At 55.9% G+C, this 25,766-nt stretch carries 29 protein-coding genes; 4 read left to right on the forward strand and 25 right to left on the reverse strand.

Features of this window, described 5'->3' with window-relative positions:
* Position 1 precedes the first annotated feature (1 nt).
* The 5 genes from pyrH to FC75_RS07540 all read right to left on the reverse strand — a co-directional run bounded on the left by pyrH (position 2) and on the right by FC75_RS07540 (position 3,783).
* The gene (gene pyrH / locus FC75_RS07520; protein ID WP_056989545.1) at positions 2 to 721 is read right to left on the reverse strand and encodes a UMP kinase; all 720 of its coding nucleotides are present in this window, start codon (positions 719 to 721) and stop codon (positions 2 to 4) included.
* A 123-nt stretch (positions 722 to 844) separates the two neighbouring features.
* Positions 845 to 1,720 (reverse strand): translation elongation factor Ts, encoded by an 876-nt coding sequence (gene tsf, locus FC75_RS07525; protein ID WP_054661425.1) that lies wholly within the window; start codon positions 1,718 to 1,720, stop codon positions 845 to 847.
* A 93-nt stretch (positions 1,721 to 1,813) separates the two neighbouring features.
* Positions 1,814 to 2,617, reverse strand: coding sequence for a 30S ribosomal protein S2 (gene rpsB, locus FC75_RS07530; protein ID WP_054661422.1), 804 nt, complete (start codon positions 2,615 to 2,617; stop codon positions 1,814 to 1,816).
* A 172-nt stretch (positions 2,618 to 2,789) separates the two neighbouring features.
* Positions 2,790 to 3,050, reverse strand: a complete 261-nt coding sequence (locus FC75_RS07535) for a GIY-YIG nuclease family protein (RefSeq protein WP_054661419.1) — start codon at positions 3,048 to 3,050, stop codon at positions 2,790 to 2,792.
* On the reverse strand, positions 3,043 to 3,783 hold the full coding sequence (locus FC75_RS07540) for a tRNA1(Val) (adenine(37)-N6)-methyltransferase (protein ID WP_054661416.1): 741 nt from the start codon (positions 3,781 to 3,783) through the stop codon (positions 3,043 to 3,045). The genes FC75_RS07535 and FC75_RS07540 overlap by 8 nt, the downstream gene beginning before the upstream one ends.
* A gap of 97 nt (positions 3,784 to 3,880) precedes the next feature.
* Between FC75_RS07540 and FC75_RS07545 the strand changes: the two genes are divergently transcribed.
* Positions 3,881 to 4,534 (forward strand): lysophospholipid acyltransferase family protein, encoded by a 654-nt coding sequence (locus tag FC75_RS07545; RefSeq protein WP_054661523.1) that lies wholly within the window; start codon positions 3,881 to 3,883, stop codon positions 4,532 to 4,534.
* A complete protein-coding gene (locus tag FC75_RS07550; protein WP_056989546.1) occupies positions 4,531 to 5,913 on the forward strand; it encodes an APC family permease in 1,383 nt (460 codons plus the stop codon). The genes FC75_RS07545 and FC75_RS07550 overlap by 4 nt, the downstream gene beginning before the upstream one ends.
* Before the next feature lie 57 nt (positions 5,914 to 5,970).
* Here FC75_RS07550 and FC75_RS07555 read toward each other — a convergent pair whose 3' ends face one another.
* The 15 genes from FC75_RS07555 to rpsP form a co-directional block, all read right to left on the reverse strand.
* Complete coding sequence (locus FC75_RS07555) at positions 5,971 to 6,417, reverse strand: GNAT family N-acetyltransferase (RefSeq protein WP_054661413.1); 447 nt, start codon at positions 6,415 to 6,417, stop codon at positions 5,971 to 5,973.
* 91 nt (positions 6,418 to 6,508) lie between these two features.
* Positions 6,509 to 7,213 carry an acetolactate decarboxylase gene (gene budA / locus FC75_RS07560; RefSeq protein ID WP_056989547.1) on the reverse strand — a complete coding sequence of 235 codons (705 nt, stop codon included), beginning with the start codon at positions 7,211 to 7,213 and terminating at the stop codon, positions 6,509 to 6,511.
* Between the two features lie 10 nt (positions 7,214 to 7,223).
* Positions 7,224 to 8,888 carry an acetolactate synthase AlsS gene (gene alsS, locus FC75_RS07565; RefSeq protein ID WP_054661411.1) on the reverse strand — a complete coding sequence of 555 codons (1,665 nt, stop codon included), beginning with the start codon at positions 8,886 to 8,888 and terminating at the stop codon, positions 7,224 to 7,226.
* A 175-nt stretch (positions 8,889 to 9,063) separates the two neighbouring features.
* Positions 9,064 to 10,851, reverse strand: coding sequence for an ABC transporter ATP-binding protein (locus FC75_RS07570; RefSeq protein WP_054661408.1), 1,788 nt, complete (start codon positions 10,849 to 10,851; stop codon positions 9,064 to 9,066).
* Positions 10,844 to 12,610 carry an ABC transporter ATP-binding protein gene (locus tag FC75_RS07575; RefSeq protein ID WP_056989548.1) on the reverse strand — a complete coding sequence of 589 codons (1,767 nt, stop codon included), beginning with the start codon at positions 12,608 to 12,610 and terminating at the stop codon, positions 10,844 to 10,846. The genes FC75_RS07570 and FC75_RS07575 overlap by 8 nt, the downstream gene beginning before the upstream one ends.
* 156 nt (positions 12,611 to 12,766) lie before the next feature.
* On the reverse strand, positions 12,767 to 12,991 hold the full coding sequence (locus tag FC75_RS07580; RefSeq protein ID WP_054661405.1) for a YneF family protein: 225 nt from the start codon (positions 12,989 to 12,991) through the stop codon (positions 12,767 to 12,769).
* A gap of 68 nt (positions 12,992 to 13,059) precedes the next feature.
* Positions 13,060 to 13,305: a DUF896 domain-containing protein gene (locus tag FC75_RS07585; protein WP_054661402.1), complete on the reverse strand. Its 246-nt coding sequence runs from the start codon at positions 13,303 to 13,305 to the stop codon at positions 13,060 to 13,062.
* 12 nt (positions 13,306 to 13,317) lie between these two features.
* Complete coding sequence (locus tag FC75_RS12885; RefSeq protein WP_169790463.1) at positions 13,318 to 13,488, reverse strand: hypothetical protein; 171 nt, start codon at positions 13,486 to 13,488, stop codon at positions 13,318 to 13,320.
* A 47-nt stretch (positions 13,489 to 13,535) separates the two neighbouring features.
* Complete coding sequence (gene rplS / locus FC75_RS07590) at positions 13,536 to 13,883, reverse strand: 50S ribosomal protein L19 (protein WP_054661399.1); 348 nt, start codon at positions 13,881 to 13,883, stop codon at positions 13,536 to 13,538.
* Between the two features lie 204 nt (positions 13,884 to 14,087).
* Entirely contained in the window at positions 14,088 to 15,101 is a 1,014-nt protein-coding gene (locus FC75_RS07595) for a DUF4179 domain-containing protein (protein ID WP_056989549.1), read from the reverse strand.
* Positions 15,094 to 15,621: a sigma-70 family RNA polymerase sigma factor gene (locus FC75_RS07600; RefSeq protein ID WP_054664726.1), complete on the reverse strand. Its 528-nt coding sequence runs from the start codon at positions 15,619 to 15,621 to the stop codon at positions 15,094 to 15,096. Before FC75_RS07600 ends, FC75_RS07595 begins: the two co-directional genes overlap by 8 nt.
* A 78-nt stretch (positions 15,622 to 15,699) precedes the next feature.
* Positions 15,700 to 16,464 (reverse strand): tRNA (guanosine(37)-N1)-methyltransferase TrmD, encoded by a 765-nt coding sequence (gene trmD / locus FC75_RS07605; protein ID WP_054664729.1) that lies wholly within the window; start codon positions 16,462 to 16,464, stop codon positions 15,700 to 15,702.
* A complete protein-coding gene (gene rimM, locus FC75_RS07610) occupies positions 16,454 to 16,972 on the reverse strand; it encodes a ribosome maturation factor RimM (protein ID WP_054664732.1) in 519 nt (172 codons plus the stop codon). The genes trmD and rimM overlap by 11 nt, the downstream gene beginning before the upstream one ends.
* Positions 16,973 to 17,013: 41 nt before the next feature.
* Positions 17,014 to 17,268, reverse strand: coding sequence for a KH domain-containing protein (locus FC75_RS07615; protein WP_054664735.1), 255 nt, complete (start codon positions 17,266 to 17,268; stop codon positions 17,014 to 17,016).
* A 10-nt stretch (positions 17,269 to 17,278) separates the two neighbouring features.
* Positions 17,279 to 17,554 (reverse strand): 30S ribosomal protein S16, encoded by a 276-nt coding sequence (gene rpsP / locus FC75_RS07620; protein WP_054664737.1) that lies wholly within the window; start codon positions 17,552 to 17,554, stop codon positions 17,279 to 17,281.
* A 338-nt stretch (positions 17,555 to 17,892) separates the two neighbouring features.
* Between rpsP and FC75_RS13235 the strand changes: the two genes are divergently transcribed.
* Positions 17,893 to 18,117: a hypothetical protein gene (locus FC75_RS13235; protein WP_420843314.1), complete on the forward strand. Its 225-nt coding sequence runs from the start codon at positions 17,893 to 17,895 to the stop codon at positions 18,115 to 18,117.
* Between the two features lie 35 nt (positions 18,118 to 18,152).
* Here FC75_RS13235 and ffh read toward each other — a convergent pair whose 3' ends face one another.
* Positions 18,153 to 19,586 carry a signal recognition particle protein gene (gene ffh, locus FC75_RS07630; protein WP_056989550.1) on the reverse strand — a complete coding sequence of 478 codons (1,434 nt, stop codon included), beginning with the start codon at positions 19,584 to 19,586 and terminating at the stop codon, positions 18,153 to 18,155.
* 11 nt (positions 19,587 to 19,597) lie between these two features.
* On the reverse strand, positions 19,598 to 19,939 hold the full coding sequence (locus tag FC75_RS07635) for a putative DNA-binding protein (RefSeq protein WP_054664740.1): 342 nt from the start codon (positions 19,937 to 19,939) through the stop codon (positions 19,598 to 19,600).
* A gap of 154 nt (positions 19,940 to 20,093) precedes the next feature.
* Between FC75_RS07635 and FC75_RS07640 the strand changes: the two genes are divergently transcribed.
* Complete coding sequence (locus tag FC75_RS07640) at positions 20,094 to 20,411, forward strand: hypothetical protein (protein ID WP_056989551.1); 318 nt, start codon at positions 20,094 to 20,096, stop codon at positions 20,409 to 20,411.
* A gap of 53 nt (positions 20,412 to 20,464) precedes the next feature.
* Here FC75_RS07640 and ftsY read toward each other — a convergent pair whose 3' ends face one another.
* Genes ftsY through rnc form a run of 3 tightly spaced genes read right to left on the reverse strand, consistent with a single transcriptional unit; the run spans position 20,465 to position 25,748 of the window.
* Entirely contained in the window at positions 20,465 to 21,460 is a 996-nt protein-coding gene (ftsY, locus tag FC75_RS07645) for a signal recognition particle-docking protein FtsY (protein WP_056989552.1), read from the reverse strand.
* A 9-nt stretch (positions 21,461 to 21,469) separates the two neighbouring features.
* Positions 21,470 to 25,039, reverse strand: coding sequence for a chromosome segregation protein SMC (gene smc / locus FC75_RS07650; protein ID WP_056989553.1), 3,570 nt, complete (start codon positions 25,037 to 25,039; stop codon positions 21,470 to 21,472).
* Between the two features lie 10 nt (positions 25,040 to 25,049).
* Positions 25,050 to 25,748 (reverse strand): ribonuclease III, encoded by a 699-nt coding sequence (rnc, locus tag FC75_RS07655; protein ID WP_054664744.1) that lies wholly within the window; start codon positions 25,746 to 25,748, stop codon positions 25,050 to 25,052.
* Positions 25,749 to 25,766 lie beyond the last annotated feature (18 nt).

A 25,766-nucleotide genomic window follows, 5' to 3' on the forward strand; every position in this document is an offset into this window, starting at 1 on the left:
GTTAATCCTTTCCTTGGATCGTTGTGCCGATGTGCTCGCCCTCAACGACCTTCTTGATGTTGTCCGGATCATTCAAATTGAATACGACCAGCGGAATGTCATTATCCATGGATAAGGTGCTGGCAGTGGAGTCCATGACATTCAACCCCTTTGTGATGATGTCCATGTGGCTGAGGTGATCAAACTTCGTTGCGTTGGCGTCCTTGTTCGGATCCGCGGAATAAACGCCGTCAACGCCGTTTTTCGCCATCAGAATCGCGTCGGCGCCAATTTCAGCCGCCCGCAGTGCCGCCGTGGTATCCGTGCTGAAGTACGGGTTACCCGTGCCGCCGGCGAAAATCACGACGCGCCCTTTTTCAAGGTGCCGAACAGCCTTCCGCCGGATGTAAGGCTCCGCGATTTGGCGCATTTCGATACTAGTCTGCACGCGGGTCGCCACACCAAGCTTTTCGAGGCTGTCCTGCAGCGCCAGCCCGTTCATCACGGTGGCCAGCATCCCCATGTAATCGGCTTGGGCACGTTCCATCCCCATCGCCGCGCCGGTTTCGCCGCGCCAGATGTTGCCGCCGCCGCACACGATCGCGATCTGCACGCCCATATCATGGACCTGCTTGATCTGCTCGGCGATCAGCTTGATGACCGGTGGCTGAATGCCGGCGCCACTTTCACCGCCAAGCGCTTCACCAGAAACTTTGAGTACAATGCGTTTGTATTTGATCATGAGAGTTGTCCCTTCCTGAGTTGCTGTTACTAGTTTACCATACCAGAGTAGGCCTTGCCCCAACGAGCGTGACCCGCCTTCGCAAAAAAAGGCCACGCACCAAGCGTGACCCCCAAAAAGAAACTAGTCCTTGATCTGACCCATGACTTCATCGACGAAGTTATCTTGCTTCTTTTCGATGCCTTCACCAACTTCGTAGCGAACAAAGCCCTTAACGGTTGCACCCTTGCTCTTGGCGTATTCGGCAACGGTCTTATCGGAATCCTTCACGAACTCCTGATCCACCAGGGAGATCTCGGACAGCCACTTGTTGACCCGGCCCTCAACGATCCGCGGCACGATCTTTTCTGGCTTACCTTCATCAACCGTTTCCTTGGTGAACAAGTCGGTCTGCTTCTTCAACTCATCGGCTGGCACCTGAGTGCGATCCAGGTACTGCGGGTTGATGGCTGCCACGTGCATCGCAATGTCGTGGGCCGTCTCGTCGTCGCCGCCTTCAAGCGTGACCAGCGCAGCGACTTGGCCGCCGTTGTGCAGGTATGCGCCGAAGTGATCGCCGTCGGTCTTTTCGACCACCGTGAAGCGGCGCAGGTCGATCTTTTCGCCGATGACAGCGGTCAACGCCTTGGCCGCTTCGTCGACCGTCTGGCCGTCAACGTCGAGCTTCAGGGCAGCGTTCATGTCAGCCGGCTTGCCCGCCGCAACGGCTTTGGCAACGCCGTTCACAAAGTTTTGGAACTTGTCGTTGGACGCCACGAAGTCGGTTTCCGAGTTGACCTCGATGATGGCAGCAGCGTTCCCGTCAACCGTAATGGCGGTCAACCCTTCAGCGGCAATGTTGCCCGCCTTCTTAGCAGCCTTTGCGAGGCCCTTTTCGCGCAGAACGTCGATTGCCTTGTCCATGTCGCCATCAGCGGCAACCAGTGCCTTTTTCGCATCCATCATGCCGACCTGAGTGCGGTCGCGCAGTTCCTTGACTTGCTTTGCGGTAATAGCCATTTCTTGAGTTCCTCCTAAAGTTTGTTTTAAAAAAGCCGCCTGCGCCTGCAATTGCTGCAAAGCACAGACGGCTGAGTCTAACTTACGATTTAATTATTCGGCAGCAGGCTTCGTGTTGTCGCCTTCAACGGCGTTCACAATGTCTTCGATCGAATCGGACTTAGGTGCGTCGTCAGCTGGCTGCTGGTCAGCATCAGCGTCTTCGGTCTGGTCCTCACCCTGGTTGCCTTCAATGATGGCATCAGCCATGGTGGAGGTGATCAGGCGAACAGCACGGATCGCGTCATCGTTTGAAGGAATGATGACATCGATGTCGTCAGGATCAGAGTTCGTGTCGACCATCGCAACAATCGGGATGTTCAGCTTTTGTGCTTCCTGAACGGCGATCTTTTCCTTGCGTGGGTCAACGATGAAAATCACGTCTGGGATGCGAGGCATGTCTTCGATCCCGCCGAGGAACTTCTCAAGTTTGGCCTGCTGCTTCTTGAGCAGGGAAACTTCCTTCTTCGGCAACTTATCGAAGGTCCCATCAGTGGCCATCTTCTTGATGTCCTTAAGGCGCTTGATCCGAGTCTGGATGGTGTTCCAGTTGGTCAGCGTACCGCCAAGCCAACGGTGGTTGACATAGTACTGACCGGCGCGAGTGGCTTCTTCTTGAATCGCATCCTGAGCCTGCTTCTTGGTGCCGACGAACAGGAACACGCCGCCATCAGCAGCCTCTTCCTTGACGAAGTTATAGGCGTCGTCGATCATCTTGACCGTCTTTTGCAGGTCGATGATGTAGATCCCGTTGCGTTCCGTGAAGATGAATGGCTTCATCTTTGGGTTCCAACGACGGGTCTGGTGACCGAAGTGGACACCAGCTTCAAGCAATTGCTTCATGCTTAATACAGACATGTGTAGTCCTCCATATGGTTTTATTCCTCTCAGAGTCGTCAACTCGCTTGGCCACTTCTCCCGAAGCACCGGCCAGACGATCTTACCCTGATGTGGGTTGTGTGTTTTTCACACTTAAAAGATTATACAGAGAAAACCAGCGTTGTGCAACTTTATTTGCTAGGTGCAGGACTTACCAGTGCACCTGATGGGCCGCCAGAAACGCCTCTTTTGCGGCCCGACTTTGGTGTTTAAAATGCCACTCTGCTGACAGCGCATCGTGTTCGTTGTCAAAACCTGCCGAGTAAATCAGCCGCACCGGCCGCCGAGTCTTCGTGTACTTGGCCCCTTTCCCTGCGTTGTGGGTGGCCACGCGCGCAGTCACGTCCGTCGAATAACCACCATAGAATGTCCCATCAGCGCACAGCAGGACGTAAAAGAAGTATTTAGCCATAAAGTAAGTGCTGCACCTCTTCCCCGTAACGCCCATCAGATCCGTACACCACCAGTGGTGGCAGGATGCGCATCCCCGCCGGTTTGCCAGAGCGAATGCCTTCCAGCAGGACCATGTTCGCCTCGCGGTCCGCCTTGGGGTGAATGAACCGCACGCGCTTAGGGGCAAGGTCCGCGGCCGCCATGGTTGAGAGCAATTCTTCAAGCCGCTCCGGTCGGTGCACGAAAAACGCCTTTCCCTGGTACTTCAGCAGGCTCGCCGCGGTTTGACAGACCGTTTGAAAATTGGTGGTCAACTCATGGCGAGCCAGAGCCAGGTGGTCATTGGGGTTGGTCAACGACTGATCGGTCACCTTGAAGTACGGCGGATTGCAGGTCACCACGTCGACCGAATCTTTGGACACGATCTGAGTGGCATCCTTCAGGTCTTGCTGGTGCACATCAACGTTGGTCAGGTCGTTCAACCGGACGCTGCGCTGCGCCATATCTGCTAGCCTGGCTTGCAGTTCGATGAGTGTCACCTGGTTGGTGGTTTTACGGGCCACGAACAGACCCACTGCCCCATTGCCAGCGGCCAGGTCAACGACTCGACTCGTCTTTTTGATCATGGCAAAGTCTGCAAGCAGCACCGCATCCAACGAAAACGCAAAGACTTGTGGACTTTGAATAATGCGAATGCCGGCTCCCTTGAGCTCGTCAACGCGTTCATCTGGCTCTAAAGCAACTTCACCCATGCCATGGCCTCCTGCTAACGCCGTAAAGCGTTTGTGGTATAATTTATCGAACAATATCCTAAGCCGCAAGCGGCATTTTATGGAAGGAATGAACATCATGTTTTATTCATTCATCCGCTGGGTCGTGCGGGTCCTTGTCCTGCTGATCAACGGCAACACCCATTACGAAAATAAGCAAGCCTTGCCGGACGGGCCATACGTGCTCGTTGGCCCCCACCGCACCTGGTGGGACCCGCTTTTCTTCGCGCTGGCTGGCAGCCCACGCAAATACTCATTCATGGCCAAGGAGGAGCTCTTCAAGAATCCTATTTTACGCTGGATTCTTGACCATGCCAACGCCTTTCCCGTCAACCGGGCAAACCCCGGCCCAAGCACCATCAAGATCCCTGTGCGTACATTAAAAGAGGGCAAGTTGGCCGTAATGATTTTTCCTTCCGGCTCGCGCTACTCGCAGCAGCTCAAGGGCGGCGCGGTTTTGATTGCCAAGCTCGCCAAGGTGCCGATCGTCCCGGCCGTTTACCAAGGACCGGTCAAGTTCTCACACATTTTTCTGCGCAAGCGCATCACCGTCCGGTTCGGCGATCCCATCACCGTGCCCGCAGGCCGCGTGACGGACGCAATGACCGCCCAGCTTGGCGAACAGATGCAGCAGTCTTTTGACGCCATCGATAAGGCAATCGACCCGACCTTCAAGTACGTGCCGGATCAGAAGAAGTACCTAGCGGAAAAGGAGGCTGGCAAAGTTAAATGAGTAAACCGAGCTTTTGGCAGCGCATCACGCACAAGCCAGACGTGGAAAGCACCCTCAATGCGGACCACCAGCTGGCGCGCACGCTGACCACTCGGGACCTGATCGCCCTGGGCATCGGTGCCGTGATTGGCACCGGGATCTTTATTTTACCAGGCACGGTCGCGGCAACGACTAGTGGGCCAGCCATCACGCTGGCCTTTGTCTTGGCCGCGGTGGTTTGCTCGCTAGCAGCGATGTGCTACGCCGAGTTTGCTTCGGCCCTGCCTGTGGCCGGCTCCGCCTATGCCTATGGCAGCATCGTCTTCGGTCAGCTGGTCGGCTGGGTGATCGGCTGGGCCTTGATCCTCGAATACATGCTGGCGGTGGCCGTTGTGTCGACTAGTTTTTCCGCCTACTTCGCCAGTCTGATCAGCGGTTTCGGCCTGCACCTGCCTCAAGCCATCAGTGGCGCGTTTGATCCGGCGCATGGCACCTACATCAACCTGATCGCGGTGCTCGTCATCCTGCTGATCGGCTCCATGCTTTCACGCGGCATGAACACCTCCATGGCGGTGAATCGCGCGATGGTCCTCGTTAAGCTGCTGATCATCGGCATCTTCGTGGTCGTCGGGGCTTTTTACATCAAGCCGGTTAACTGGCACCCCTTCATGCCGTTCGGCGTCAAGGGCATTCTCGCCGGCGCGTCGCTCGTCTTTTTTGCCTATCTGGGCTTTGACGCCGTTTCAGCCAGCGCGCCTGAAGTGAAAAAGCCGCAGAAGACCCTGCCGCGCGGCATCATTGGCACCTTGATCATCGCCACCATCCTGTATGTGCTGGTCGCAATCGTTTTAACCGGCATGGTGAAGTACACGCACCTCAACGTGGCCGATCCGGTGTCGTTCGCGCTGAACTTCATCCACCAGCCGCAGCTCGCCGGCATCATTGCAGTCGGCGCACTGGCGGGCATGTTCACAATGATGGTCACCATGATCTACTCTAGCTCGCGCTTGGTCTACGCAATCGGCCGCGACGGTCTCTTGCCAAAATGGTTCGGCGAGGTCAAGAACCAGCTGCCCCATCACGCGCTCACCACGGTCACCATCGTCATCGCTGTGCTTGGCGGTCTCGTGCCGTTGACTCAGCTGGTCAACCTAGTCAACATTGGGACCCTGATCGCTTTTGCCATTGTCAGCCTAGGCATTTTGCCGTTGCGTAAGCACGAGCAGATTCACAACCCCGGGTTTAAAGTGCCAGGTTACCCAGTCGTCCCGGTCGTGTCGTTTCTCTTTTGCTTGTTGCTGATGAGCCAGCTTTCAAAAGAGACCTGGATGATGAGCCTCATCTGGTTTGGAATCGGCCTGCTGATCTACTTCGCTTACGGCTTCCGCCACGGCAAATAAATAGCGCAGCTTTCCACTGCGCCAAGTACGTCCGTCAAACTAATTGCCGGGCGTTTTTTAATCTGGTAAATCGTGATCGTAATGGATCCAGCCGCTTTCCCGCTGACCCAGTTGATCATACAACGGCTGGGCCGCGGCATTGGTCGTTCTGGTCTGCCAGGTCACGTGCCTAGCGCCGTGCTGGCGGCCCCAGTTAAAGCTTGCGGTCATCAGCTGCCGGGCGATCCCCCGCCGGCGGTATGCGGCGGCAACGAACACGTCGTTGATGATGACCTGAGGGCCCAGATCCCGCGTGTTTTGGGTGACGTAAAGCAGCGCAAAGGCGACGACCTGGTCATCTGCCACGCCCACTAACAGGCCCGCCTGCTGATTTTTCAGGCGATCAGTCAAAAATGCCGTCATCTTGTCATCGTCAAAGTCGTGCGGCACCGTACTAGTTTGGTAGTAATCATGAAATAGCTTCACCACGGCTGGGATATCTGCTTCCGTTGCAATGCGAATCATCGACATGACCTCCTTTGCCTATCCCCCTTATACCTGAACCCCGCCTGAAAAGCAAAAACCACCAACTCAAAATGAGCTGGTGGCCGCAAGATCAGTGCTCGGCTTTGGTAATATCGGCCAGCAAATCGCCTTCAAGGTCAGCCTGCAGGAACTCAGTGTCGGCGGCAGGCAGGTGCAACTGAACATCGCTGAACCGCTGGGTGGCAAGCTCACCGGTAACGCCAGCAAAATCCAGCACGTGCCCGCCGAAGTCGTGGTCATCGCTCAAAAAATGCAGGTGGAACCCTGGCGAGGCCATTCCCGCGTACAGCTGAGGCGACCAGTACCCCATCAGCATGCCGGTGACGTCCTGACGGCTGAACACGGCCTGATCCGCCGCAGTGGCTGCAAGCCCAGGAAAGGGCCGGTGCTGCTCTTTTACCGCACGCGCCCTGACCTGAGCGAAACGCCCATGCAGCGAGACTGCGGCGAAGAGATTCCGCGTGCCGATTTGAGCCAGCATTTTAGTCTGAACCACCTGCGCGGTTCGGGCCTCAATCGGCTGCGGCGCCCCAAAATCAGGAAAGTGGACGTTGGCGAACGGCACGCTGCCAGAACTGATTTCAGCCACCTTGCCGGAGGCTTGGACCTGGTAGACCTTGCCGCCCAGAATGATCAGCTCCCCGTTCAGGCCGGTCAGCGTGCCGATACCAAAGTCACCGTGCGTCAGCAGCTCGCTCAGCGGTTGCGTGCCATTCAGCAAGCCCGGCACCAGCGCGCCAAGCGTGCCGTGCTGATATAACAAGTCTTTTTTCATCGTGCCCTCCTTAGAACTGGTCAGCCAGCATCGCTTCACCCAGCTGCGCGTTGTCCGAGTAATCAACCGGGATGTCGACGATCACCGGCCCATCGGCGGCAAATGCCTCATCTAGGACGGCACCAAGCTGATCTGGACGCTCGACGCGCAGCCCTTTGGCGCCGAAGCTCTCGGCGTACTTCACAAAGTCCACCGGCCCGAAGTCGACCCCGGCCGATTGGCCATACTTCATTTCCTCCTGGAACTTCACCATGTCGTAATGACCATCGTTCCAGATCACGTGAACCAAGTTGGCGTGCAGACGGACGGCTGTTTCCAGCTCCATCCCGGAAAACAGGAACCCACCATCACCGGAAACGGAAACGGCTTTCTCCCCGGGCCGCACCAACGTGGCCGCAATTGCCCATGGCAGCGCTACACCCAGCGTCTGCATCCCGTTGGAAAAAAGCAGCCGGCGGGGTTCGTAACTGCGGAAGTGCCGCGCCATCCAAATATAGTGCGAGCCCACATCGACGGTCACGGTCATGCTGTCGGTCACGCGTGTCTGCAGGGCAGCCACAATGCTGAGCGGGTGGACGCGGTTCGCTTTTGCGACTGGCGGGACATCGCTGGCTTTGAGTTGAGCCTGCAGGCCTTCAAGGTAATGCGCTGCTCCTGGGGCAACATGATAACCGCGCACCTGCGGGATCAGCAACTCAAGGGTCTGCGAGATGTCTCCCACCAGCTCCTCAAGCGGCTGGAAGTGCTGATCAAGCTCGCTTTCCTGCGAATCAATCACCACAATCGAGGCGCGCCCGTCCGCATTCCAGTTTCGCGGCTCATACTCCACGGGATCGTACCCAATGGCGATCACGAGGTCGCTGCGCTGCAGCAACTGATCGCCTGGTTGATTGCGGAACAACCCGACCCGGCCGAAGAAGTGATCCTCCTGGTCGTGCGAAACAATGCCGGCGCCCTGAAAAGTCTCCACGACTGGAATCGCCGCGGTTTTCAACAGGTCGCGCACCGAGTCAGTGACATCTTGGGCAGAAGCGCGCATCCCCAGCAGCAAAACCGGCAGCTCAGCTTCCTTGATGCGGCGGGCCAAATCGACCATGTCGTTCAGGGAAGCGGGGCCGAGCTTCGGCTTGTCACTCACCGCCAGCGCCGCTTTGTCCGTCTCCGCATCGGTCACATCTTGGGGAATCGAGACAAAACTGGCCCCTTGCTTGCCGGACGCAGCAGTGCGCCAAGCGTTGGCCATCAGTTCTGAGATGTTGTCCACGTCCTGCACCTCGGCCGAGTACTTGGTGATGGGCGCAAACATCTCGGCGTTGCGCATGCTTTGGTGCGCCGACCGCAGGAGGTCCTTGCGCTGGACCTGGCCGGACAGCGCCAAGACCGGATCACCTTCTGCGGTCGCCGTGACGAGCCCAGTCGCCAGATTGGCCGCGCCTGGGCCAGAGGTCGTGAGAACCACACCTGGCTCGCCGGTCATACGTCCGACTGCTGCGGCCATGAAGGCGGCATTTTGTTCGTGGCGGGTCACGATAAGCTTAGGCGTGTTCGTTGCCACTGGGTGCTCCAGCCGTTCAAAGACGCGGTCGATTTTCGCCCCGGGAATTCCAAAAACAAAAGGCACGTGGTGATTGATCAGGCTTTCGACGACAAGGTCAGCCCCAAAACGTTTGGACATGGCAAAGACTTCCTTTCAAATATCTGTTTCAAAGATTATCACACCTGTTTCATTAATGAAAGAACAATTTTGCGCTTTGCCTTTATAAGGGTATGAATCTGTTGTATCGTCCACATAATACTGTTTCACAGAGGGAAAAGAAAAGAGTGCTGCGAACGTCCGCAGCACTCTTATTTTATTCCGTGATTGTTCCATTTTGCAGCTCATACATATCGTAATAGCGTCCATGCTTGGCCAGTAGTTCCTCATGGGTGCCCCGTTCAATGATCCGACCAGCGTCAAGCACCAAGATCAAGTTGGCATCTTGAATCGTCGACAGCCGGTGTGCAATGGCAATTGACGTCCGGCCCTTGCGCAGGCGCCGCAACCCTTCTTGAATCAGTGCTTCGGTTTCCGTATCAATGTTCGCGGTGGCTTCATCTAGTACCAGAATCTTCGGGTCGGTCACAATGGTCCGGGCAAACGACAGCAATTGTCGTTCACCACTGGAGAACTGCGCGCCGCCCTCGATCACGCGCGCGTGATACTTGTTTGGCAGCTTTTCAATGAAGGAGTCGGCTTGCACAAACTTCGCGGCCGCTTCGACCTGTTCATCGGTAATGTTTTCATTAAACAGGCGAATGTTCGAGGAAATATCCCCATAGAACATGAAGGAATCCTGAAGGACTAACCCAAGCTTTTGCCGCAATTCCGGCATTGGGTAATCACGGATGTCTTTATCATCGATCAGGATTTGGCCGGTACCGAATTCGTAGAAGCGCATCATCACGTTGATGATCGAGCTCTTCCCAGACCCGGTGTGCCCGACTAAGGCGACTGTTTCGCCAGGATTGGCGATGAAGCTGATGTCGTGCAGAATATCGTGCTTGCCGTCATACGCGAAGGACACGTGCCGGAACTCGATTTTCCCCTTCGTGATGGTGGCATTGGCACCAGGGTTTTGGGCTGGTGCATACTCTGTTTCGTCCAGAATGTGGAAAATGCGACTACCCGCAACGATCCCATCCTGCAGTGAAGACAACGAGTCCATCATGTTGGTCATTGGGTTAAAGAAGTTGGCCACGTACTGAGTGAAGGCGTAAACGACCCCGGCTTTGACCACAGTGTCCATCGACATCGCCCCAAACGCCCAGAGAACGACAACCAGGCCCAGACTGTACAGCAGGTTGATGATTGGCGACAGCAAGAGCGAGTTGGTTTTGATCATCGCGTTGCGCGTCTCCAGGTAGTCGTTGTTAGTCGTTTCGAATTCCTTGGTGATCCGGTTTTCCTGCCTGAACTGTTGAATAATGCCAATGCCTTCGATCGACTCGTTAAGCTTCGTGTTCAGCTCGGACAGCTTTTCGCGCATGTGCCGGTAGACTTTGGAGCTGTACTGGCTGTAATACCAAATGGCAAAAATCAACAGCGGCATGAAGGCCAATACGTACAGCGCGATCCGTGGGCTCAGGGTCCACATCGCGATGAAGCTGGAGATGACCGAGAACATACCGACAATCACCGATAGAATAACGTTCCAAAAATCCGCCAACGTCATCGTATCGTTAGTCACACGGCTGACGATGGAACCAGCCGGGACTTGGTCGAAGTAGCGCATTCCCAGCGTGTGCAGCTTTTTGAATAAAGCTCGACGCACGTCCTCAAGGCCGCGCTCGGCTCCCATCTGAAAGGCAAAGTTCTGCATGAACTGAAACAGGCCTTTCATGATGGTCCCGAAAGCGTAAACCACCGCGAAGATCAGGATGATCTGCACAGTTGCGCTCTTGTTGGTCAGGTACTTATCCATGAACACCTGCAGCACATACGGCAACGCGATGTTCATTCCGGCCAGCAAGGCGGCGCCGACCAGCGCCATGGTGAACTGCTTCCAGTACTTCTTGGTGTAACCCATCAACCGGCCGAAAATATGAACTTGTTCACGCACGGGAATGCTTTTAGACCATGCACTTTGATATTTAGCCAAGGGTCTCACCTTCAATCTTCGTTTCGATTTCGCCTTGCAGCTCCTGCTTGGCCCACATTTCGGCGTACCAACCGTCGTTCTTCAGCAGCTCCTCGTGCGTGCCGCGCTCGATCACATGACCGTCAGCCAAGACGAGAATCTGGTTGGCATGCATCACCGAGCTCAGGCGCTGCGCTGCAATGATGGTGGTCTTGTTTTGCCGCTCCTGCTTCAGGTTGTGCAGGATCTCGGCTTCCGTCTTCGCGTCGACCGCGGAGAGCGAATCGTCAAGGATCAACAGCTCTGGCGTGGTAATGACCGCCCGTGCGATCGCCAAACGCTGTTTTTGCCCACCTGACAGGCTAACACCGCGCTCGCCGACCAGCGTCCCGTATCCTTCGGTGAAGTCCAGAATGTCGTTGTGAACAGCACTTTCCCGCGCGGCTTCCTCGACTTCCTCCTGCTGCTTATCAAACGAAGAGAAGCGAATGTTGTCGGCGACCGTGGTCGAGAATAGGAAGTTATCCTGCGGCACGTAACCGATCGAATCCAGCAGCGCATCAAGTGTGTATTCCTTGATGTTGTGACCGCCGAAGTCGATCTCGCCGTCGTAGTTGTCAAACTCGCGCAGCAGGAGTTTGAAAATTGTACTCTTGCCGGCGCCGACCCGCCCCACAATGCCAAGGGTCTCGCCTTCCGGCAGCGTGAAGTGGACGTTCACCAACGTTGCATGATCGTCGTCCGGATAACTGAACTTGTTGACCTTGAAGCGAATGTCGCCGTGAGCCGGCGTCTGAATCGCATCTGGCGCCTCGATGATCGCGCTTTTTTCGCGCAACAGACTCGCGACACGGTCGTAGGAGGCATTCCCGCGTTCCAGCACGTTAAACAGCCGGCCGATCGCAAACATGGGCCAAACCAGCGCGGACACGTAGGAAACAAACGAAACCAGTTGGCCAATGGTGATTGCCGAGCTCATCACCAAGTGACCGCCGTAAATGATGGTAATGATATAAGTAATACCCATGATCAGACTGGTCGTCGGATCAAACAACGAATCAATGAAGTTGACCCGCTTGTTGATGCCGATGGTTTTATCGACGATTTTGTCGAAGTCCTCGGTATCTTCTTTATCCTGGCCAAACGTCTTGATGACCTTGATCCCAGAAATGGACTCTTGGGTCTTGTCGTTCAGCCGCGAAAAGGCCGCCTGTGAACGCGAAAACTCGCGGTGCAGCCGCATGCCAAGCTTCCGGGCCATGATCGCCAAAAGCGGCATCGGCAAGATCGCCAGCAAGGTCAAGCGCCAGTCGACAAACATGATCATCGCGATGATTGTCGTCGAACCAGTAATGATGGAATCAAATAAGGTCAAGATCCCAGCGCCCGCGACGTTTTGAATCGCGTTCAGGTCGTTGGTGGCATGGGCCATCAAGTCCCCGGTCCGGTGGCGCTGGTAGAACGTTGCATCCATTTTCATGAAATGCCAGAACAGGCGCGAACGCAGCGTTTTTTCCAGTTTGGCCGCGCCGCCCCAAATTGCGGTGCGCCAGCCATAGCGGAACACGTACTGACCGACCCCGGCGAAGACCAGCAGGCCGAGCATGAAAAACAACTTGCTCGTCGTCAACTGGTGCCCATCCATCAAATCGATCAGGCTGCCGATCACGCGCGGCGGGATCAGGTTGACTAAGGCCACCAGCAACAGGAAGACGACCCCGAACAAATACCGTCGCCACTCCTGTTTGAAATACCAACCCAGTTTCTTAAAAATACCCATTACAAGCAGCCCTCCTCAAAAACGCACTGTCTGAAAATTATATGATTAAACGATAAGAGTTTGCAAGCGAATCCCTGAGAAATAACGGCAACAGACCAAAAGAAAAACGCTCCAGCCAAAAATGGCCGGACCGTTTCCAAGTCTAGAACCCAAAGCCTACTTCTTGTTGGCTTTCTTTTGCTGCTGCTTCATCTGCGCCATCATCTGGTTGAGCTTCTTCTGGGATGGCTTTTGACCCATCGACATCATCATGCTCTGCAGCATTTCCTCATTGACAGGAGGATTATCTTGGAAGTACTTCTTCATATATGCGCGAGCCCCAAAGAACCCGGCTACAGCGCCGGCCAACAGGCCAACGATGAGCCCAATTGCGAACATCATCTCAAATTCCCCCCTTCATGTGAGATTCAACTCTCTCATTGTACAAAACGCTTGCATTGATTGAAAGGCTAATCTTTACGCAATCCGCGTTTTCTTTGCACTTCGCGGACTTTCTTCGGCGTGATTTCGTGACCCTGTTTGTCGAAAAACTGGGTGGTCTCAAGCTGATCCGCAAACCCCGCCCGGAAATCTTTGAGGTAGGCCTCACGAAGCTTTTGCCGCTCGGCCTTTTCCTCCTCGGTCAACCCTTCAGCCTTGGCTTTGTGGGCCAGCTCGTTGATCCGGTCAATGCGTTCCTGTGGCTGTTGTGCCATGCTGCTCACTCCTTAGTTCAGATGTAAGACTGTTTGCTGGTAACCACTCGGCTGCTCACCCGGAAACGGCGCGTGCTGGATCATCCGCAGGTACTCTTCGGCGCGGGTTGGCGACGAGAACGCTTTGATCAGGCGAAAAGTCGAGCCTTGTTGGTAGTAAACGACGGTGATTAATTTTTCCATAGTTCCTCCGCGGCATCAAAAAAGGCCGCAATCGCGGCCTTCTCGGATTAACGGCGCTTCTCTTTGATCCGCGCAGCCTTCCCACGGAGTGCCCGCAGGTAGTAAAGCTTTGCCCGACGGACTTGGCCATGACGGACAACGTCGATCTTCTCAACACGTGGTGTGTTAAGTGGGAACGTCCGCTCAACGCCTACACCGTTCGAAATCTTACGAACCGTGTAGGTCGCGCTAACGCCAACGCCGCGGCGCTTGATCACAACGCCTTCAAACAGCTGAACACGTTCACGGTCGCCTTCGACGATCTTCGCGTGGACACGGACCGTATCGCCAGGCCGAAAGTCTGGGATATCGGTGCGCAGCTGGGACTTGGTAATTTCTGCAATTAATGGATTCATCAGAACTGCTCCTTTGTCGACATTCTTAAGCATCCCGCCCAGCGGAACATCGTTGTTTTGTGAGTTATCACAAGATGTAATTCTAGCATAGGTGACAGACGGTGTAAAGAAAAAATGTTGACGACTAGGCGCCGTTCAGCCTGCCAAATTTCGGTTACCCAGTTCGGAACTGACTGAGCGTGCAAGATTCAACACGTTCAATGATCATTGCGTGCCCTTAGGTTTAGGCACGAGTACAATCTCGCGCACCACAGTATGGCCCCGGTTCTGAGTCTTCAGCTGGTAATCCAGCCGGACACGATACGATTGCCCCGCGTTGGGCAGCTGTTTCAACGGCAAAGAATTAACGCCGTTCTTCGTGTCGAAGCCATTGCTGACGTCAAGCAAGGAGTGGCCATCGGCACTTCTGATGTCGGTGATGGCGGCATCGAGATACTGTTCCTGATCAAACGTCAGGTTGAACCGCAACTCCGCCCCTTGACTATATTTCACAGCTTGCAGCGGCACCAGTGTGACACCAGGCCTGAGCGTATAGTTGCCACTTAACTCGTGAGTGACCGCCGGCTTCTGCTGAAAATTGAGCCTAAAGCGCCAGTCACCACGCACCCCATTAATATGAGTGATCGTGACGGGCAGGCGAAGGCTTGTCGGCGCTTTCTCTCGGGTGATGCGATAGGTTTCAGTGAAGCGGTAACCAGTTTTGGTCGGCGCAAAATCGAGTGAATCAGCCTCCACGCCTGGCAGTGGCGTAATTTGATTGTCTAGTCCCAGCTCGTCTTCGCCGTTTCGATAGATTTGCTCATGCGTCAGCCCGGTGACCTCACCGGTGATCCCAATTGTTTTCCCGGAGTAATAGGCTTCAACCAACCGGACTGTAAGCCCATGCGAGGTCACTTGCTGGTTCAAGGCCTTGGCGGTGCCGTTGACGTGAAAAGTCCGAGCACTGTTCGTCCCACCGTGAAGTAAATAAAATTCGCTTAGCCAAGTCGCGTTACTCACGGCCTGCCCGACCGCTTGACCGACTGCCGGGCTAACGGCAAAGGCGCCACCGGTCGCCAGCAGTACTCCGGCGGCTGCCAGTAGCAGGCGCATGCCCCACCGGCGGCGTTTGGGCGCAGCGTCAACACCGCGCTGAATCGCCGCGTTCACCGCCGCAGTTGGCACTGGAATTTCATCGATTGCCGCGTGCATCTGCGCGCGCGTCTTCCGCTCATCCATCGTAATCTCCTCCTAGCACGTTTTTAAGTGCGATTCTCCCGCGCCGCAGCCGAGTCTTCACGGTCGGTTCCGGAATGTTCAAAACGGCGCTGATATCCGCGATTGAAAGGTCTTGATAATAATAAAGGTGGAGGACTTGCCGGTAGTCAGCGCCAAGCTTACTCAGCGCCTGCAACAAATCGATTGCGACTATCGGGTCGTGCACCGGCGCCGCGCGGTCCGGCACTTGAGCCACGGTCATTTCACGCTTGCGCCCCTGGTAAATTGCCTGCGCCTGCCGGATCAGGATGCGGGTAAACCAGGTATAGAAGTAAGGCGGTTCGCGCAATTTGCGCACGGCTTTGACGGCCTGCGTCGTCGCTTCTTGAATCACGTCCAACGCGTCCGCCTGTGTGCCTACATACAAGTATGCAGTGCGATAGAAGTAATCGCCGCGGTTCTGGATAAGCTGAGTCAGCGCTTGCCGGTCACCAGCCACTGCTTGGGCCACCAAATCCAGCTCTGCTTGCGTTAATGCCATCCCGACTCCCCCTTTCCGCTCATTAGTAGGCCACCAAGAGAATAAAGTTTCACGCGCGCAAAAAAAGCGACGAGTGCGTCACTCATCGCTTAGTTTATCATCTAAAGCACGACCGGCCTCTTCGCCGCGCACTTCGCGCAGCAGGCGTTTGCCTGTTGTATCCAGTTCAACATGTTCGAGCAAATCGGGCCGGCGCAGCAGTGTCCGCCGCAGCGCCTCCTTCAGGCGCCAGTCGGCAATTTTCTGGTGATCGCCGTTTTGCAGCACGAATGGGACGTCCATGCCGCGGTAACTGGCCGGCCGAGTGTACTCCGGGTACTCCAGCAGGTTGTTCTCAAAGCTATCCGTCGGCGCGCTTTCAGCGTTACCGAGCACCCCTGGCAGCAGGCGCGCGATCGCATCGATCATCACCATTGCCGGCAATTCGCCGCCGGTCAGCACGAAATCACCCAGGCTGTACTCATCGGTCACAAGACTGCGGATGCGTTCGTCATAGCCTTCGTAGTGGCCGCAGATGAAAACCAAATGATCTTCCTTGGCCAGCTTCTTGGCCTCACCCTGGTTAAAGGTTTTGCCTGCCGGATCGAGCAAAATCACGCGCTTGTCGCCGGGATGCGTGGCGTTGATGGCATCCATCGCCTCAAAAATCGGCTCCGGCTTCAGTAGCATCCCTGCCCCACCACCATACGGGGTGTCGTCAACATGGTGATGCTTGTCATGGGAATACTGGCGAAAATCGGTCACCTGAAACTGCAGCAAATCCTTTTCCAACGCCTTGCCGATCATGCTTTGCGTCAGCGGCGCAAACATGTCGGGGAAAATACTCAGCACATCAATCCGCATCGTCGATCAACCCCTCTGGCACGTCCACGTGGGCAATTTTGGCATCAAGGTCGATACTCAGCACCACGCTCTTTAGAAACGGCAGCAGCACGTCAGGCTTGCCCGGCCGCGGAATGACCCAGACGTCGTTGGCGCCGGGGCTGAGGATCTCGCTGACTTGGCCAATGGTTTCACCTTGCTGATCGACCACATTCAAGCCAATGATATCGTGGTAGTAGTACTCGCCTTCCTGCAGGTTATCGGCATCCGCGTCTGCCACGCCCAACTCAAGGCCCTTAAAGCGTTCCACGTCGTTGATATCGTCAAACCCCTCAAGCTTCAGCAGATACATGTGCTTCTGCTTACGCGCGCCCGCCACCGTGACGGTCAGAGGCGTTTTGCCTTCGATCACCAGCTGGCTTCCAGGCGCAAACCGTTGCTCCGGAAAATCCGTCACTGGCATGATCTTGAGCTCACCCTTGATGCCGTGCGTGTTAACGATCTTACCGACCGTGTATAGCTCTGCCATATTTCCTCCTTATCAAAAAAGACCGGCATCCGCCGATCTTTTTACGCTTCTGAATGCGAGGCATCCAAAATATTCAGCCGCACGCGCTTGTCGTACGGGGACTTGACCGCGTAGACAATAGTCCGGATCGCCTGGGCGACCCGACCACCTTTGCCGATGACCCGGCCAACATCCTCCGGATCCACGCTCAAGTCGAACGCCATGTACTCGGCAGTTTCGTGCCGCGTGATCTCGATGGCGTCTGGATGTGTGACTAATGGCGTCACGATTGCTTTGATCAGCGCTGTGATGTCCACTGATTAACGCCTACTTCTTAGTGAAACGTGCTTCGTGATACTTCTGCATGATGCCGTGACTAGTGAGCAAGGTGCGCACTGTGTCGGAAGGCTGAGCGCCCTTCTGCAACCATGCCAAGATCTCGTCGTCGTCCAGCTTCAGATCAACTGGGTCTGAGAGTGGGTTGTAGTAGCCAACGGATTCGATAAACCGACCGTCGCGAGGGGACCGAGAGTCCGCAACGACAACACGGTAGAACGGCTTACGCTTGGAACCCATCCGCTTTAAACGAATTTTTACTGCCATTAAGTACACCTCCTGTAAATTTCTCAACTTCAAAATCATAGCAAAGAATACTTGACGTGTAAAGAGTTTTTTCTTTACATCCTTAAAATAGCCTTGAGAAAAGGGCTCAATGTCACAATTCGCGTCATCGCAACCAACCGTGAACTGCTGTCACGTGCATGGCGGCTATGTTAAACTCATTAGAAAAGCCCAACAGATTGGAGTTTTGACATGTTGTATAACCTATGTGCGATCATCACCGCCATCAGTGCTGCAGTCAGCCTAGGCTTCGCCTTGGCGGCCTACTGGCAAAGCAGGGCCAGCGATGACACGAGCGGCATCAACGCCCGCTACGCACTATCTCGCAGCGGGGCTTTGGCCATTGGTGCCTTAGGCTTGCTGCTCTTTCACAGTCCCGAGTATCTCGCGGCGCTCGCCATCGTCATGACCTTCGTGCAGCTGTTCGACAGCGCGATTGGGCGACGGGTCAGCAAGTTCAAAACCTATGGGCCGCTTGCCACCGGGTTGGTGAACGCCATAGTCCTCGCCCTTTACCTCATGCAGTAACGCCAACCGCGCCATGACCTTGTCGTCATGGCGCGGTTTTTGGATCAATAAGTTAAGAGTGGAAGTGCTTGGTCTTCAGGCGCTTTTTTTTGTTCTTCTTTTGCTTGCGCACCATCTTGTTCATGGCCATCTTGCCGAGCCGGCCCTGAATCCCGTTGCCCATCATGCCTTCCATGCCGGAGAAGTTGCCTTTGTACATCTGGTTCATCATCTTCTTGGCCTGGTTGAACTGCTTGATCATCTGGTTGACTTTAACGATTGGCACCCCGGAGCCGGCAGAAATCCGCCGGCGCCGCGACGGGTTGAGCAGATCCGGATTTTCACGCTCCTGCGGGGTCATGGAGTAGACAATCGCCTTTTGGTGGGCAATGTCCTTGGGATCGACGTGGAAATTCTTCATGGCCGGGTTATTGGCGAACCCCGGGATCATTTTCATGATCTCATCCATGGAACCCATGTTGGAAACCTGGTCCATTTGGTCGATGAAGTCGTTGAAGTCGAAGGTGTTTTCCTTGATCTTGTCGGCGACTTCCTGGGCCTGCTTTTCGTCGTAGTTCTTCTGGGCCTTGTCGATCAAGGTCATCATATCGCCCATGCCCAAGATACGGTTGGCCATGCGGTCCGGATAGAAGACATCCAAGGCGTCCATCTTTTCGCCTTGACCGACGAACTTGATTGGCTTGCCGGTAACTGCGCGAATCGACAGCGCCGCCCCACCACGGGTGTCACCATCCAGTTTGGTCAGCACAACCCCGGTGATGTCCAGGCGCTCATTAAAGCCCTTCGCCACATCAGTTGCGGCCTGCCCGGTCATGGAATCGACAACCAGCAGGATCTCATCCGGGTGCGCCAGGTCCTTGATGTTTGCCAGCTCAGTCATCAGCTGCTCGTCGATCTGCAGGCGGCCGGCGGTATCGATCAGCACGTAATCGTTCTTTTGCAGCGCGGCCTGGGCCAACCCCTGGCGCACGATTTCGACCGGGTCCGTATCGGTCCCCATGTCGAACACCGGCACGTTGAGTTGATCACCGATCACCTTCAACTGGTCGATGGCGGCCGGCCGGTAGACATCGGCGGCAATCAAAAGCGGGCGCGCCTTTTCGTTATCCATCAGGTACTTGGACAGCTTGCCGACGGTCGTGGTTTTCCCGGCCCCTTGCAGCCCGACCATCATGATCACGGTGGGAATGTGCGCGGACTTGTTCAGCGGCACGGCCGCCTCACCCATGGTCTTAGTCAGCTCGTCGTTGACGATCTTGATGATCTGCTGAGCCGGGGTCAGGCTGTCCAGCACCTCAGCACCTAGGGCCTTTTCGCGAACATTCTTGACGAAGTCCTTAACGACGCCAAAGTTAACGTCGGCCTCAAGCAGCGCCAGGCGAATCTCGCGCATGGTGTCGCGGACGTCTTGTTCCGAAACCTTACCCTTGCGCCGCAGTCCGGAAAGGGCCTTTTGCAAGCGCTCTGATAATCCTTCAAATGCCATAAGTTTGCCTCCTACCGCGCTGCCTGATCGGCAACACGGGTCAATAAGTCACTTAATTTTGGGTCGTCGGGATACTTGATGCGAACGTATCGCACCAGATTGTCGACCGCCTCATTCTGCGCCTGAAAATTCGCCAGCAGGTGCAGCTTGCTTTCGTATTCCTCCAGGCTCGCCTCGGTGCGCCGAATGTTGTCGTACACTGCCTGGCGCGACACATCGAACTCGGTGGCGATCTCGCCCAGCGAGTAGTCGTCGCCGTAGTACAGTTCTAGGTACGAGTGCTGCTTGTCAGTCAACAGCGCCCCATAGAATTCAAACAGTGAATTCATGCGGTTATTCTTCTCAATTTCCATTAATTGTCCCGCCTTTTCTTCCTTATAACAGAATACCGGTCAGTCGCGGCCGCGTCAATGCAAGGAGCAGCGGATGACCGGCCCAGGACAAAAGGTCAAAAATTCCGCTTACATCGTGGTAAACTAGACTAGTAATGAATTGGAGGGAATAATTATGGTTGCAACTATTCTATACTGGGGCATCGTTCTCGCATTCTGCGGCTGGGGCCTTTGGAACATCGTCTTTTCCGGCATTTATCTGCACAACCATGAAAATGGCAATCTTTGGTTCTTCGCCATTTTGAATGCGATTGGGGCCCTGCTTGGGGCCATCTTCCTCTGGGTGATGAGCAACACCGCCTGGCAGAAGTACTGGTTCGACAGTTCCGTGAAGATTGGGCCGTGGCTTGGGTACATCCTGATCGCCTATGTGGTCCTGATTGTCCTGCAGCTCATCTTGGGCCGCGAGAAAAAAGTTTCGGCTGCCGCTTAAGCCTGTGGCACGCAAAACCGCTGTGAAATAATTTTCACAGCGGTTTTTTTTGCCTAATTTTCTTCCTTGATCAGGCCCTTGAACAGCCCGTAGACAAATTTATTCGGATCAAACGTCTGCAGGTCATCCACTTTTTCACCCAGCCCGACCAGCTTGACCGGCACGTGCAACGAATTGCGAATCGCCAGCACGATACCCCCCTTGCCGGAACCGTCGAGCTTGGTCAAAACGATGCCGGAGATTTTGGTGGTCTGGTTGAACTCCTTGGCCTGACTCAGCGCGTTTTGGCCCGTCGTGGCATCCAGCACCAGCAGGACTTCCTGCGGCGCGTCAGGCAGCTCGCGCACGATGACCCGCTTGATCTTGTCGAGCTCCTTCATCAGGTTGACCTTATTCTGCAGCCGCCCGGCCGTGTCGACCAGCAGCACGTCGAAGTTTTCGTCCTTGGCGCGCTTCACGGCATCGAACACGACCGCGGCGGGATCGCCGCCGGCCTCCGTCGCAACAACAGGCACCTCATCGCGCTTGCCCCACTCCTGGAGCTGCTGGATGGCACCGGCCCGGAACGTGTCACCGGCTGCCAGCAGAACCTTCTTGCCGCCTTGCTGCAGCTGATGGGCCAGCTTGCCGATGGTCGTGGTCTTACCGGCGCCGTTGACGCCAACAAACAGGAAGACGGTCGGCCCGGATTCGGCGTAGTGCAGCGTGTTATCCTCGCCTTCGCCCGCCTCACCGTATATGTCGACCAGTTTTTGCACGATGACTTGAGAGACCTCGTCTTTGTTCTTGGCGTTCTTGAGCTTGACCTCATCGCGCAGTTCATCGGTCAGTTTTTCGGCAGTTTCAAAACCGACATCGGCACCGATCAGCATCTCCTCGAGGTCGTCAAAGAAGTCTTCGTCGACCGAGCGAAAATTGGCAAACAGCGCATTCAGCTTGTCGCCAAACGTACTGCGGCTTTTTTCCAATCCTGTGTCGTATTTCTGCTCCTCGACAGTTTCTTCCTTGCCGCCGCCGAATGCTTTCTTCAGCGAATCGAATAATCCCATGGCTGCCTCCTATTTCGTCGTTTCTTTTGCTTTCGTCTCGTCGTCTTGCACTTGATCCAATGACACGGCGACCATCTTCGACACCCCGGACTCCTGCATGGTCACACCGTAAAGCATGTTGGCCGCAAGCATCGTGCCGCGCCGGTGCGTGATCACGATGAACTGCGTGTCCGAGCTGTAATCCCGGAGGAACCGGCCAAACCGGTCGACGTTCACGTCATCCAGACTGGCCTCGACTTCATCCAGAATGGAAAATGGCACCGGCCGCACCTTCAGAATAGCAAACAACAGCACAATTGCCGTCAGCGCCCGCTCCCCGCCAGAAAGCAGGGACAGCCGCGTCAGCTTCTTGCCCGGCGGCTGGGCCGAGATCTCAATGCCGGTGTTCAGCAAGTCGTCGGGATCAGTCAGGGTCAGATGTGCCTCGCCGCCGCCGAACATCTGCGGAAAAATGGTTTCAAACGCGGCATTGGTCGCGTCGTACATGTCCTTGAAGCGCGTTTTGACTTCCTCGTCCAGCTCACCCATGGTGGCCTCCAGCTGGGTTTTCGCCGAGATCAGATCGTCTTGCTGCTTGGTCAGGAAGTCGAAGCGGTCCTTGACGTTTTCGTACTCGGTGATGGCGTTGGGATTGACCGGTCCCAGCTCGTCCAGCCCGCGCTTCAAGAGCTTGAGCTGGGACTTCAACTGTGGGAGTTCGGCCGGCTTACTGTCAGTGGCTTTCAGCGCCGCCTCGTAAGTGAGCTGATAGGTTTCTGCCAAGGTGCTCAGGCGGTTGTCCAAGTTGACCTTAATGCGGGACAGCGAAGCGCTTTGCTGTTCCGCTTGGGCCATGGCCGTGTGCTGCTGCGTGTAGGTGGTGGTAATTTCTGCAGAAACGCCACTGAGCTTACCGCGGTTGGCGGCTTTTTCCTTGGTCAGGTGATCTTGCTCCGCGCGCAAGGCCGTGGTGCTGGCTTTCAGTTGGGCAATGGTCTGCGTGCGCGTCTGTTTATCCATCGCGCTTTCTTCGGCCGCCTTTTGAATCTTCGCGATCCGAGTCTGCAGCTGAGCCACTGCCTGCGTGCTGCTTTGCACCTGATCCTGCCACTGAGCCAGTTGCGTCTTGGTGGTCGCAGCCTTGCTTTTAAGCACGGCGAGCTGCGTTTGCAGGTCGTTGACCCTGCTCTGGACCTCGGCCGCACTGGCCTCGGCCCGGCTTTGCTCAGCCTTTGTGCGGTCAATTTGCGCCTGCGTGTCTTGCAAGGACTGGGCAATGGCGGCCGCCTGCTGTGCCAGCGTATCGATTTTTTGATCATAGTCGCCCGCGGCACCGGTCGCCAGCTTTGCGGCCTGGCGCTGGCGGTCAAGCTGAGTCAGGCTGGTTTGCTGCGCATCCAGTTGCGCCTTTTGTGCGGCTAAGTCAGCCTGCGCCTGGTTAACAGCACGGTCGGCATCAGTCGCCGCAGCTTGAGTCGCAGTCAGTTGCGTCTGCAAGTCATTCACCAGGTCGGCCTGCTTGGCCAAGGCGCCCTTCATCTGCCGCAGCTGCGCGTGCAGTTGGGTCACTTCCTGAGTCCGGGCCAAAGGGGACACGCCCTGCTTGCGGGTCTGCCCGCCGGTCAAGGCCCCGCCAGGCGTCAAAATATCGCCATCGAGTGTGACAATGCGATAGCGGTGATGCGTTAAGTTCGCCAGTTTGATCCCGGCATCCAGCGTTTCGGCAACAATCAGGCTGCCCAGCAAATTTTCCATGACCGGGGCGACTTCTTGGCGAAACCGCACCAGGTCGACGCCAATGCCGATGAAGCCGGGCTGTTCGGCCAACTCGGTTTTCACATTGCCAGGCAAAATACGCGGCCGGATCACCGAGGTCGGCAAAAAGGTCGCGCGCCCTGCGCGGGTTTGCTTCAGGTAGGTGATCGCCTGCTTGGCGGCCTGCTCAGAGGTCGTGACAACCGCCTGGAGGTTGCCGCCCAACGCCACATCAAACGCCTGCTGGTATTGACTAGGCACAGCCATCAGCTCGGCCACGGCCCCGATGACACCGGCCAGTTGCTGCTTGTTCTTCAGCACGGCCCGCACGCCGGAATAAAAGCCTGCGTAATCGTCTTTCAGCTCCTGCAGGGTTTCGTAGCGGGAATTGGCGCGTTGATACAAAGTGGATGCCTGATTCAGCCGGTCCTGCGCATCCGCAAAGTCGCGCTGCACTGCTTCGGCCTTTTCGTGAGCCGCCGCTGCTTTATTGCGGGCCCCTTCAACTGCCGCCGTCAGCTTGGCGACCTGACCGATCAGCTGATCGACCGTCTCCTGCTGAGCCTGCTGGCGGCTGCTCAATTCCGAAAGACGGGCCCGATCCGCAGCGCTTTGGTTTTGGGCCACCTGCTGATCCTTCTTGGCTGCAGCCAGGGCGTTGCCGGTCTCCGCCTGCTGCCGCAGCAGGTCAATGTACTCAGCCTGGGCGCTATCCAACTGTTTGGCGAGGGCTTCCGGCGTTTGCGCGCCGGCCTGGGCAGTGGCCAGTTTGTCTGCCAACTGCGCGCGCTGCGACGCTTGGTCTTTTTGCGTGCTTGTCAGCGTCGTCACGCGCTTTTTGGCGTCGGCCAAGTCAGCCTTGGCCTGCGTCAACTGTCCCACCAGGTCCTTCAGCGTCTCCTGCGCGTTATTGGCGCGCTCTGAGGACACATTGACTTCGCCAGTCAGGCTTTCCAACTTCATCGATTGCGACAGCAGCGAGTCGTTGAGCTTGGTCAGCTTGGCATCCAGCTCCTGATCCGTCGCCGTCAACGTTTCCGACTGGCCTTCCAGGTGCTTCGCCTTGGCCGTCAGAGCTGTGACCGTCTCCTTGGTGACTTTGGCCTCGCCTTGCGTCTTGGTCTGCTTATCAGCCAACTGCTCAATCTCAAGCGCCAGAATGCTTTTGTGGATACGCTGGTAGTCCTTGGTCTGGCGCTCATAGTCACGGGCCAGGGAGGCCTGCTCGGCCAGTGGGGTCACCTGCTTATGGAGCTCAGACACAATGTCGTTGATCCGGTCCAGGTTGTCCTGGGTTTCCTTGAGCTCGGACTGCGCCTTGGTTTTCTGCTGCTTGTACTTCAAAACGCCGGCCGCTTCCTCAAGAATACCGCGGCGGTCTTCGGGTTTCGAGTTGAAAATGGCCTCGACCCGGCCCTGGGAAATGAAGGAAAAGCTTTCCTTGCCCAGGCCTGAGTCCATGAACAGATCAACGATGTCCTTGAGCCGAACGTTTTGGTTGTTGATCAGAAAATCCGATTCGCCATCACGAAAAAGCCGCCGCGTCACGGTGACCGCGGCTGGCTGCTTGGGTAAATAGCCGTCTGAATTGTCGAACGTCATCGTCACTTCGGCGCGGTTGAGCGGCGGCCGGGTGGCAGTGCCGGCAAAAATCACGTCGCCCATTTTCTCGCCGCGCAAGGACTTCGCGCTTTGCTCGCCAAGCGCCCAGCGAATCGCCTCGGTGATGTTACTTTTGCCGGAGCCATTGGGGCCGACAATACCGGTCAAACCGGACACAAAATCGATCTCGGTTTTATCCGCGAACGATTTGAAGCCGTTGATTGTCAGATGTCTTAACTGCATGCAAATTCACTCACTTTGCGCGAAGCTTGGTCAACGCATCGTCGGCCGCGGCCTGCTCCGCCGCTTTTTTATTCTTACCGATCCCGGAACCCAGCACAGTGCCATCGACGGCAACGTCAACTTGAAACTGACGTGCGTGCGCCGGGCCGGTTTCCGCCAGCAGGTGATACTCGATATCGACTTCGCCATCTTGCTGGACGTACTCCTGAAGCGCGGTCTTGTGGTCCATATCGGCCGAAAACTCACCCGCATCGATTTTCGGAAAAATGATTTGCTTGGCAAATTTAATATTGGCTTCGCGGCCCTGGTCCAAGTACAAGGCGCCATTAAAGGCTTCGAACAAGTCCTCCAGCAAAGTCAGCCGCGTGCGGGCACCGGCCCGCTCCTCACCTTTGCCCAGCTTGATATAACGGTCGAAGTGCGCCTCCTTGGAAAAACCCGAGAAGGCCCGCGTGCGAACCGCAGCCGAACGCATCCGTGTCAGGTCACCTTCCGGCCGGTCAGGGAACTTCCGGTAAAGGTAATCCGAAACGGTGAGCTCCAGCACAGCATCCCCCAGAAATTCGAGCCGTTCGTTATCTTTTAGGCCCAGTTCCTTATGCTCGTTGACGTATGACGAATGCGTGAACGCTTCGTCAAGCAGGCTCAAGTCTTTAAACTCGATCCCGTACCGCTGGCGTAACTCACTGACGAACTCAGATGCGACCATTATTGACCTCCTGTGATT

Origin of the sequence: Lacticaseibacillus camelliae DSM 22697 = JCM 13995, from assembly GCF_001436615.1 — a bacterium.
GTDB classification, from domain to species: Bacteria; Bacillota; Bacilli; order Lactobacillales; family Lactobacillaceae; genus Lacticaseibacillus; species Lacticaseibacillus camelliae.

Coding starts and splice junctions, on each gene's coding strand:
- trmD (WP_054664729.1), bottom strand. CDS start 16,464: ATGCGGATTGATGTGCTGAGTATTTTCCCCGACATGTTTGCGCCGCTG.
- FC75_RS07550 (WP_056989546.1), top strand. CDS start 4,531: ATGAGTAAACCGAGCTTTTGGCAGCGCATCACGCACAAGCCAGACGTG.
- FC75_RS12885 (WP_169790463.1), bottom strand. CDS start 13,488: ATGGAAAAATTAATCACCGTCGTTTACTACCAACAAGGCTCGACTTTT.
- FC75_RS07575 (WP_056989548.1), bottom strand. CDS start 12,610: ATGGGTATTTTTAAGAAACTGGGTTGGTATTTCAAACAGGAGTGGCGA.
- tsf (WP_054661425.1), bottom strand. CDS start 1,720: ATGGCTATTACCGCAAAGCAAGTCAAGGAACTGCGCGACCGCACTCAG.
- FC75_RS07540 (WP_054661416.1), bottom strand. CDS start 3,783: ATGGGTGAAGTTGCTTTAGAGCCAGATGAACGCGTTGACGAGCTCAAG.
- rpsB (WP_054661422.1), bottom strand. CDS start 2,617: ATGTCTGTATTAAGCATGAAGCAATTGCTTGAAGCTGGTGTCCACTTC.
- FC75_RS07555 (WP_054661413.1), bottom strand. CDS start 6,417: ATGATTCGCATTGCAACGGAAGCAGATATCCCAGCCGTGGTGAAGCTA.
- ftsY (WP_056989552.1), bottom strand. CDS start 21,460: ATGGGATTATTCGATTCGCTGAAGAAAGCATTCGGCGGCGGCAAGGAA.
- rnc (WP_054664744.1), bottom strand. CDS start 25,748: ATGGTCGCATCTGAGTTCGTCAGTGAGTTACGCCAGCGGTACGGGATC.
- FC75_RS07535 (WP_054661419.1), bottom strand. CDS start 3,050: ATGGCTAAATACTTCTTTTACGTCCTGCTGTGCGCTGATGGGACATTC.
- rplS (WP_054661399.1), bottom strand. CDS start 13,883: ATGAATCCATTAATTGCAGAAATTACCAAGTCCCAGCTGCGCACCGAT.
- ffh (WP_056989550.1), bottom strand. CDS start 19,586: ATGGCATTTGAAGGATTATCAGAGCGCTTGCAAAAGGCCCTTTCCGGA.
- FC75_RS07595 (WP_056989549.1), bottom strand. CDS start 15,101: ATGGATGAGCGGAAGACGCGCGCGCAGATGCACGCGGCAATCGATGAA.
- FC75_RS07545 (WP_054661523.1), top strand. CDS start 3,881: ATGTTTTATTCATTCATCCGCTGGGTCGTGCGGGTCCTTGTCCTGCTG.
- budA (WP_056989547.1), bottom strand. CDS start 7,213: ATGAAAAAAGACTTGTTATATCAGCACGGCACGCTTGGCGCGCTGGTG.
- FC75_RS07640 (WP_056989551.1), top strand. CDS start 20,094: ATGGTTGCAACTATTCTATACTGGGGCATCGTTCTCGCATTCTGCGGC.
- smc (WP_056989553.1), bottom strand. CDS start 25,039: ATGCAGTTAAGACATCTGACAATCAACGGCTTCAAATCGTTCGCGGAT.
- FC75_RS07635 (WP_054664740.1), bottom strand. CDS start 19,939: ATGGAAATTGAGAAGAATAACCGCATGAATTCACTGTTTGAATTCTAT.
- FC75_RS07585 (WP_054661402.1), bottom strand. CDS start 13,305: ATGGCACAACAGCCACAGGAACGCATTGACCGGATCAACGAGCTGGCC.
- pyrH (WP_056989545.1), bottom strand. CDS start 721: ATGATCAAATACAAACGCATTGTACTCAAAGTTTCTGGTGAAGCGCTT.
- alsS (WP_054661411.1), bottom strand. CDS start 8,888: ATGTCCAAACGTTTTGGGGCTGACCTTGTCGTCGAAAGCCTGATCAAT.
- FC75_RS07580 (WP_054661405.1), bottom strand. CDS start 12,991: ATGATGTTCGCAATTGGGCTCATCGTTGGCCTGTTGGCCGGCGCTGTA.
- rimM (WP_054664732.1), bottom strand. CDS start 16,972: ATGGCAGAGCTATACACGGTCGGTAAGATCGTTAACACGCACGGCATC.
- rpsP (WP_054664737.1), bottom strand. CDS start 17,554: ATGGCAGTAAAAATTCGTTTAAAGCGGATGGGTTCCAAGCGTAAGCCG.
- FC75_RS07600 (WP_054664726.1), bottom strand. CDS start 15,621: ATGGCATTAACGCAAGCAGAGCTGGATTTGGTGGCCCAAGCAGTGGCT.